General features: G+C 72.7%; 6 protein-coding genes and 1 tRNA gene. 4 read left to right on the top strand and 3 right to left on the bottom strand.

Annotated elements, in window-relative coordinates; genetic code table 11:
* Nucleotides 1–404: 404 nt before the first annotated feature.
* The 3 genes from ACFXPX_RS35500 to ACFXPX_RS35490 all read left to right on the top strand — a co-directional run bounded on the left by ACFXPX_RS35500 (nucleotide 405) and on the right by ACFXPX_RS35490 (nucleotide 2,110).
* Nucleotides 405–486, top strand: a tRNA-Leu gene (locus ACFXPX_RS35500).
* A 142-nt stretch (nucleotides 487–628) separates the two neighbouring features.
* A complete protein-coding gene (locus ACFXPX_RS35495) occupies nucleotides 629–1,495 on the top strand; it encodes a Bax inhibitor-1/YccA family protein (RefSeq protein ID WP_375884525.1) in 867 nt (288 codons plus the stop codon).
* A 246-nt stretch (nucleotides 1,496–1,741) separates the two neighbouring features.
* Nucleotides 1,742–2,110 carry a hypothetical protein gene (locus ACFXPX_RS35490; protein WP_380644513.1) on the top strand — a complete coding sequence of 123 codons (369 nt, stop codon included), beginning with the start codon at nucleotides 1,742–1,744 and terminating at the stop codon, nucleotides 2,108–2,110.
* A 100-nt stretch (nucleotides 2,111–2,210) separates the two neighbouring features.
* Here the strand turns inward: ACFXPX_RS35490 and ACFXPX_RS35485 are convergent, their stop codons facing one another.
* From ACFXPX_RS35485 to ACFXPX_RS35475, 3 genes are all read right to left on the bottom strand, one after another.
* Nucleotides 2,211–3,167 (bottom strand): hypothetical protein, encoded by a 957-nt coding sequence (locus ACFXPX_RS35485; RefSeq protein WP_375884529.1) that lies wholly within the window; start codon nucleotides 3,165–3,167, stop codon nucleotides 2,211–2,213.
* Nucleotides 3,168–3,457: 290 nt separating this feature from the next.
* The gene (locus ACFXPX_RS35480) at nucleotides 3,458–4,678 is read right to left on the bottom strand and encodes an acetyl-CoA C-acetyltransferase (protein ID WP_380528095.1); all 1,221 of its coding nucleotides are present in this window, start codon (nucleotides 4,676–4,678) and stop codon (nucleotides 3,458–3,460) included.
* A 64-nt stretch (nucleotides 4,679–4,742) separates the two neighbouring features.
* Nucleotides 4,743–5,840, bottom strand: coding sequence for an SGNH/GDSL hydrolase family protein (locus ACFXPX_RS35475; RefSeq protein WP_380528098.1), 1,098 nt, complete (start codon nucleotides 5,838–5,840; stop codon nucleotides 4,743–4,745).
* 232 nt (nucleotides 5,841–6,072) lie between these two features.
* Here ACFXPX_RS35475 and ACFXPX_RS35470 point away from each other — a divergent pair, with 232 nt between their 5' ends.
* On the top strand, nucleotides 6,073–7,473 hold the full coding sequence (locus ACFXPX_RS35470; RefSeq protein ID WP_375884535.1) for a cystathionine beta-synthase: 1,401 nt from the start codon (nucleotides 6,073–6,075) through the stop codon (nucleotides 7,471–7,473).
* Nucleotides 7,474–7,747: the final 274 nt, after the last annotated feature.

The following is a 7,747-nucleotide window of genomic DNA, read 5'->3' as shown; positions in this document are numbered from 1 at the left end:
GTCCAGGGCGACGACCCGGGTCTCCCCCTCCCCGTAGACCTTGTTCAGGCCGGTGGCGCGGGCGGCCGCCAGGCCGGTACGGACGGCGGTTGCGGTCGACGTGGTCACGGGGGTGCTCCTCGGGGGTTCGCGGATTCGTACCTCCATGCTCCGCGACGTGATCATGGTTCGGCGTCGACCCCTCGAACGGTTGGCCCGACCACCGCTGGGCGTACGGGCGGTGCCGGACCCTCCTCCTGGGGTATGACGGGAACCCTGAGGACGGTGCGGTGGCCGGAATCACCGTGCTTCGTGGCCGAATCTCGAACTGTTCGTCAGATGGCAAGGAAACATGACAACTTCCCGGGCTGGGAACATGCGAAAGGGTGAGCCGGGCGACTAGTCTCAGGGGTGGTTCGCAGGACGCCCGGATGGTGGAACGCAGACACGGGCAGCTTAAAACTGCTTGGCCGCGAGGCCGTGCCGGTTCGAGTCCGGCTCCGGGCACCGCAACGACCCGCGGGGGCGCCTCCGGCGTCCCCGCCGGGAGTCGTTCACCGGATCCTCCTCGCGGCGTATCCCGGAATTTTTGCCAAGCCATTACCCTGGTACCTGGGCGGTGCAGTGCCGCCACGGAGGGAATGTGCACATGAGAAGCAGCAACCCGGTCTTCTCGCGGGAGGGTTCTTTCACCCGCGAGCCCGGTTACGCGGGGTTCGGTGGCACCGCGCAGGCCGGGGGCCAGCACGGCAACCCGTACGCGGGCACGCCCTACGCCCAGCCGCAGGGGCAGGGCCCGCTGACGGACGAGCAGCTCTACCAGATGTACAACGGGCCGTCGGCCGGCCCGGCGGCCACCGGGCGGATGACGCTCGACGACGTGGTCGCCCGCACGGCGATGACGCTGCTCACCCTGGTCGCCGCCGGTGCGGTGGCCTGGTTCACGCTGCCGTTCGAGAACTTCGGCTTCGCGATCGGCGCCAGCCTGGTGGCCATGGTCGTCGGCCTGGTGGTCTCGTTCAAGAACAGCGTCAGCCCGCCGCTGATCCTGACCTACGCGGCCCTCCAGGGCTTCGCCATGGGCGCCGTCTCGCACGCCTTCAACACCATGCTGAACGGCATCGTGATCCAGGCGGTGCTGGGCACGGCGGCGGTCTTCGCGGCGATGCTGTTCGCCTACAAGAGCGGCCGGATCCGGGTCACCGCGCGCTACCAGCGGATCGGCCTGGCGATCGCCCTGGGCTTCGTGCTGCTGATGCTGGTCAACGTCATCGCGATGGCCTTCGGCGCCGACATGGGCCTGCGCTCCGGCCCGCTGGGCATCGTGGTCGGCCTGATCGGCATCGGCCTGGGCGCCTTCTTCCTGTCGCTGGACTTCGCGTCGATCGAGGAGGCCATCGCCCAGGGCGCCCCGCAGCGCGAGTCCTGGCGGGCCGCCTTCGGGCTCACCCTGTCGCTGGTCTGGATCTACATGGAGATGCTGCGACTGATCGCGATCCTGCGCGGCGACGACTGACGCACCCCCGGTCCTCGCCACCCACTGCCGCCGGGCCCCGGAGCATTCTCTGCTCCGGGGCCCGGCGGCGTTCAGGCCTGTCTCCCGGGTTCCTGCCGGGTCCGCGACGCCGGGGCACGCACCTCGCCGCGTTGTCGTCAGTCGCCAATGCTCCGCAGTGGCTCCCTCCTCCGCCTTGCGATGCACGCACCCCAACGCCGCGACCTGATCCGACAAAACCCGGGAGACAGGCCTAGGCTCCTCCCCATGCATGACGTACAGCCCCTGGTCGTAGCCGTCGACGGACTGGCGGATCGTTTCCGCTCGCTGCCGCAGAGCAAGTTGCTGGGCGCCGTGCCCGGGCACGCCTCGCGGGCGGCGGCCGTGCTGGCGCTGGCCCGGCGGCTGGCCGCGCTGGCGCTGGCCGTGGAGGGCGGGCCGGAGCGGGAGTTCCCGGACGCCGGGGCCTTCGCGGCGGGGGACCAGCTGGCCGTCGCCGGGCACGACCTGGCGGCCGCGCTCGCGGCGCTGCCGGAGGGGGCCGTGGTGGCGCTGCCGGACGGGCCGGTGGCGGTGGGCGAGCTGCTGGCCGGGGCGGTGGCCGCGGTGCGGGAGACGGCCTCGCTCTGCGGCTGAGCCACCTGGCCCGCCGGGAGCCGGACACGCCGAAGGCCGCCCGGGTCGGTAACCCCGCGACCCGGGCGGCCTTCGGTCCTGCTGCGCGACTGAGGTCCGGTCAGATGCTGGCGACCACCCGGTCGGCGAGCACGTAGACGGCTTCCTCGTCGGTGGAGAAGGTCAGCGAGTAGGAGCCGGAGAACCGCGAGCCGCCGAGCAGTCGGACGTGCTCACCGGCACGGACCGCGTCGATCAGCCGGTAGGCGGCCTCCCGGTCGCCCGGGGCCACGCACAGCGTGGTGCCGTCGGCGAAGGCGTACACGTCCAGGGTGCCGAGCGGGCCCGGGCGGACGTCGGTCAGGGCGACGGCCTCCTCGGCGAGGGCGGCGAGCCGGGTGTCGGTCCACTCCCGGGAGGGCGCCTGGCTCGGTACGAAGTCGGGGTGGGAGGGGTGGCGGCGCGGGTCGGGGGCGGCGACCGGGGCCTCCTCCACGAGCGGCTCGGCGTCCAGCAGCCCGGCCTCCAGGCCGGTGGCCAGCAGGTCGGCCTCGCGGCGGGCGCGGGCGTCCTTGGTGGGCTCGCCGGCCGGGTGGCCGGGGCGCAGCGGGGTGCCGCCCTCGGTGCCCGGCTCGGCCGGGCCGGTGCCGCCCTCGGTGATCAGGTCCTCCAGCGCGGAGCGCAGCGCCTCGCCGAACTCCGGGTCCATCGTCCCGGCGTTGTCGGCGGCGTCCTGCGGGCCGGTGGGGCGGGGGAAGAACAGCGGCCACTCGTCGGTGCCGGCCAGTGCCTCGGTGAAGGGCGCCCCGGCGAAGGGGGAGTCGAACAGCGGGGCGTCCTCGGCCGCGCGGGCCTCCTGCTCGGCCCAGAAGGCCCGGGCCTCGGTGATCTCCCGCTCGCGGTCGGCGGCCAGGGCCTCGGCGACGGCCCGGCGTATCGCGGCCTCGTCCACCGGTGCGGGCCCGGTCTGGGCCGCCGCCTGTGCGTCCAGCCGCCGGGAGATGCCCCGGAGGCGCAGCAGCACGGCGGTCGACACGGTGATCAGGATCAGCAGCAGGGTGGTGTAGACGACGCTCACGGAACGTACTCCTAGCGAGGAGCGGAACGGGGTTACGTGTCCACACTGCCCCATCCGGGGCTGTTACCGCAGTGGCGAATGTCTAATTAGTCCGGGACTTTCGCTCTTGTCCCCAAATTGTTAGGTAACACCGTTCTACGCAGTGGAGTTGATCCGCTCCGCAGTGTCGATCCCCGGGCCGGAAACGACCGGAAAGAGGGCCGGATCGACCTCTCGGTGTGATCCGGCCCTCAATTACCCACGGTCACTCCAAACGGGTGGTCCAGACCCTTCGGAGCGCGGGGGGAGCGTCAGCTGAGGCGCTCGATGACCATCGCCATGCCCTGGCCGCCGCCGACGCACATGGTCTCCAGACCGAACTGCTTGTCGTGCCACTGCAGGGAGTTGATCAGCGTGGTGGTGATCCGGGCGCCGGTCATGCCGAAGGGGTGGCCGACGGCGATGGCGCCGCCGTTGACGTTCAGCTTGTCCAGGTCGACGCCGAGGTCGCGGTAGGACGGGATGACCTGGGCCGCGAAGGCCTCGTTGATCTCGACCAGGTCGATGTCGTCGATGGTCAGGCCGGCCCGTCGGAGCGCCTGCTTGGAGGCCTCGACCGGGCCGTAGCCCATGATCTCGGGGGAGAGGGCGCTGACGCCGGTGGAGACCACCCGGGCGAGCGGGGTGATGCCGAGCTCGCGGGCCTTGGTGTCGGACATGATGACCAGCGCGGCCGCGCCGTCGTTCAGCGGGCAGCAGTTGCCGGCGGTGACGGTGCCGTCGGGGCGGAAGACCGGCTTGAGGCCGGAGACGCCCTCCAGGGTGACTCCGGCGCGCGGGCCGTCGTCGGTGCTGACCACGGTGCCGTCCGGCAGGGTGACCGGGGTGATCTCGCGCTCCCAGAAGCCGGCCCTGATGGCGGCCTCGGCGAGGTTCTGCGAGCGGACGCCGAACTCGTCCTGGTCGGCGCGGGTGATGCCCTTGAGCGCGGCCAGGTTCTCCGCGGTCTGGCCCATCGCGATGTAGGCGTCCGGCACCAGGCCGTCCGCGCGCGGGTCGTGCCACTCGCCGCCGCCCTCCTCGGCGCGCTTCTTGGTGCGGGCCTGGGCGTCGTCGAAGAGCGGGTTCATGGTGCCCGGCATGCCGTCCGAGGTGCCGTTGACGCTGCGCGACACGGTCTCGACGCCGGCCGAGATGAAGACGTCGCCCTCGCCGGCCTTGATCGCGTGCAGTGCCATCCGCGTGGTCTGCAGGGAGGAGGAGCAGTAGCGGGTGATGGTGGCGCCGGGCAGGTAGTCCATGCCCATCTGCACGGCCACGATGCGGGCCAGGTTGTGGCCCTGCTCGCCGCCGGGGAGGCCGCAGCCGAGCATCAGGTCGTCGATCTCGCGCGGGTCGAGCTGCGGGACCTTGGCCAGGGCGGCCTGGATGACGTGGGCGGTCAGGTCGTCCGGGCGGACGTCCTTGAGGGAGCCCTTGAACGCCCGGCCGATCGGCGAACGGGTGGCGCTGACGATGACGGCTTCGGGCATTGCGGGCTCCTCGCTGGGTGACGGCGGACCTGGCGGTCCGGGAGGAAAGTTACCGCTTGGTAGCTCAGTCGTCACCGGCCCCGGCGTGTGAGCTGGCCGACGTGTTGCCGGGCACCGGGCCGGGCTCCGGGGCCGCGTCCGGGCCGACCCGCAGCCGGTGGCGCAGCAGGGCCCAGCGCCGGCCCGGGCCCCCCGGGTCCACGGCCGCGACCTCGGTGCCCGCCCGGTCGGCCGCGGCCGCGGCGGCCACCGCGACCGGCAGCACCGTCTCGCCCGGCAGCACCGTCTCGCCCGGCAGTGCCGCCCCGCCGGGGCGGGCGGTGCTCGGGCGCTCCTCCTCCGGCCACAGGTCCAGCGCGGCGCAGACCGAGGGCAGCACGGCCATCGCGGCGGTGGCGTAGCCCTGGGCCGAGGGGTGGTAGCGGTCGGCGGCGAACATCTCCGGGCGGGCGGCGAACTCCGGGCCGAGCAGCGAGCCCAGCGAGACGGTGCGCCCGCCCGCCTCCACCACCGCGATGGTCTGCGCGGCGGCCAGCTGGCGGCTCAGCCGCCGGGCCACCCAGCGCAGCGGCGGGCGTACCGGCTTGATCGTCCCGAGGTCCGGGCAGGTGCCCACCACCACCTCGCAGCCGTTGGCGCGCAGCGCGGCGACGGCCTCGCCGAGCTGGCGGACGGCGAGCTGGGCCGGGCTGTGCCGGGTCACGTCGTTGGCCCCGACGATGATCACGGCGACGTCCGGGCGGTGCCGCAGGGCCCGTTCCAGCTGGCCGGAGAGGTCGGCCGAGCGGCCGCCGGAGCGGGCCACGTTGACCAGCCGCACCGGGCGCTCGGCGACCGAGGCCAGACCGGCGGCCAGCAGCGCGCCCGGGGTCTCCCGGCCGCGGGCCACGCCCAGGCCGGCGCCGGTGGAGTCGCCGAGGACGGCCAGCACGAGCGGCGGGCGCGGCGGCGCGGCGCCGTCGGCGAAGGCCTCGCCGTAGACGCCGTCGGCCTTGGGCGGGACGGTCTCCAGGACGCCGATGGCCTGGACGGCGAGTTTGCTCTCGGTCAGCAGCAGGCCCACCAGGCCCACGCCGAGCAGTCCGAGCCCGCCCCCGCCGTACGCCGCCGCGGTGGCGATCCGACGGGCCACCCGGGCCCGCGAGTCCTGTGCCCCTGGCATCCGGTGCCCCCTTCGCGTCCTCGTGCCGCCCCCTCCGGGGACACGGCCATGCCTGCACAGCGCTCTTACCCGCGCGGAGGGCGGGAGTACCGGGGGCGCGGTCGGGGGTGGGCCATTGGGGGAGCGCGGCGGCGGTGGGGGGAGTGCGGGAAGGGAGGGCTGGGGCACGTGGCACGCCCTAGGCTTTGCAGTACCGAATGCACTCGCATGCCCATAGACCGGGAGGACCCCCGTGCGGTACCACAACTCGATCATCGACCTGGTCGGCAACACGCCACTGGTCAAGCTGAACAAGGTCACCGAGGGCATCACCGCGACAGTGCTGGCCAAGGTCGAGTACTTCAACCCCGGTGGCTCGGTGAAGGACCGCATCGCGATGCGCATGATCGAGGCCGCCGAGGCCTCGGGCGCCCTCAAGCCGGGCGGCACGATCGTGGAGCCGACCTCCGGCAACACGGGCGTCGGCCTGGCGATCGTGGCCCAGCAGAAGGGCTACAAGTGCATCTTCGTCTGTCCGGACAAGGTGTCCACCGACAAGATCAACACCCTGCGCGCGTACGGCGCCGAGGTCGTGGTCTGCCCGACCGCCGTCGCCCCGGAGCACCCGGACTCCTACTACAACGTCTCCGACCGCCTGGTCCGCGAGACCCCGAACGCCTGGAAGCCGGACCAGTACTCCAACCCGGACAACCCGGCCTCGCACTACCACTCCACCGGCCCGGAGCTGTGGGAGCAGACCGAGGGGAAGATCACCCACTTCGTGGCGGGCGTCGGCACCGGCGGCACCATCTCCGGCACCGGCAACTACCTCAAGGAGGCGTCCGGCGGCAAGGTCAAGGTCGTCGGCGCGGACCCGGAGGGCTCGGTCTACTCGGGCGGCACCGGCCGTCCGTACCTGGTCGAGGGCGTCGGTGAGGACTTCTGGCCGACCGCCTACGACCGCGGCGTCGCGGACGAGATCGTCGCCGTCTCCGACAAGGACTCGTTCCAGATGACCCGCCGCCTCGCCAAGGAGGAGGGCCTGCTGGTCGGCGGCTCCTGCGGGATGGCCGTGGTGGCCGCGCTGGAGGTCGCCAAGAAGCTCGGGCCGGACGACGTCGTCGTGGTGCTGCTGCCGGACGGCGGCCGCGGCTACCTGTCGAAGATCTTCAACGACGACTGGATGGCCGACTACGGCTTCCTGCCCTCGGCCACCGACGAGGCCCACATCAGCGAGGTGCTGGTCCGCAAGGAGGGCATCGAGCAGGGCGGCGTCCCGCAGTTCGTCCACATGCACCCGAACGAGACGGTCGCCGAGGCGGTCCGGGTGCTGCGCGAGTACGGCGTCTCGCAGATGCCGGTGGTCTCCCCGGGCGCCGGGCACCCGGACATCATGGCCGGCGAGGTGATCGGCTCCGTGGTGGAGAAGCTGCTGCTGGAGGGCATCTTCGCCAAGGAGATCGAGCTGACCGACACGCTGGACAAGGTGATGTCCAAGCCGCTGCCGGTGGTCGGCTCGGGCGAGACCGTCACCAACCTGATGACCGTGCTGGAGAAGGCCGACGCGGCGGTCGTGCTGGTGGAGGGCAAGCCGCAGGGCATCGTCACCCGCCAGGACCTGCTGGGTTACCTGACCACCCGCGGCGCGCACTGACGCCCGCTCACCCCGCCCCGTCCGCGGCCGGATCCGGAGGATTCGTCCACGCGCGAAGTGGTACACCGGCGTCACCTGCCCGCAGCACGTGGTTAACACGGCTCCGGCATCGTGGTGGTCAACGGCAAGACGCCGCGCGAGACGGCAGTGGTCCACCGGGAGCGGCTCCCCGGTGACCGCGGCCGGCTCCGGTCACGTCGGACGGTCCTGACCCGGCCGCCGTGTCCGCCCTCCCCGACCGTTGATTCGGAGGGAGGGGCCCCTCCGTGGGGGC

Source organism: Kitasatospora sp. NPDC059146 (assembly GCF_042786665.1).
GTDB lineage: Bacteria > Actinomycetota > Actinomycetes > Streptomycetales > Streptomycetaceae > Kitasatospora.
This window is presented reverse-complemented; position numbering and strand designations above follow the sequence as displayed.

Bases quoted from the DNA above. Each gene is read 5' to 3' on its own strand.
- ACFXPX_RS35490 (WP_380644513.1), top strand. From the start codon at position 1,742: ATGCATGACGTACAGCCCCTGGTCGTAGCCGTCGACGGACTGGCGGAT.
- ACFXPX_RS35480 (WP_380528095.1), bottom strand. From the start codon at position 4,678: ATGCCCGAAGCCGTCATCGTCAGCGCCACCCGTTCGCCGATCGGCCGG.
- ACFXPX_RS35475 (WP_380528098.1), bottom strand. From the start codon at position 5,840: ATGCCAGGGGCACAGGACTCGCGGGCCCGGGTGGCCCGTCGGATCGCC.
- ACFXPX_RS35495 (WP_375884525.1), top strand. From the start codon at position 629: ATGAGAAGCAGCAACCCGGTCTTCTCGCGGGAGGGTTCTTTCACCCGC.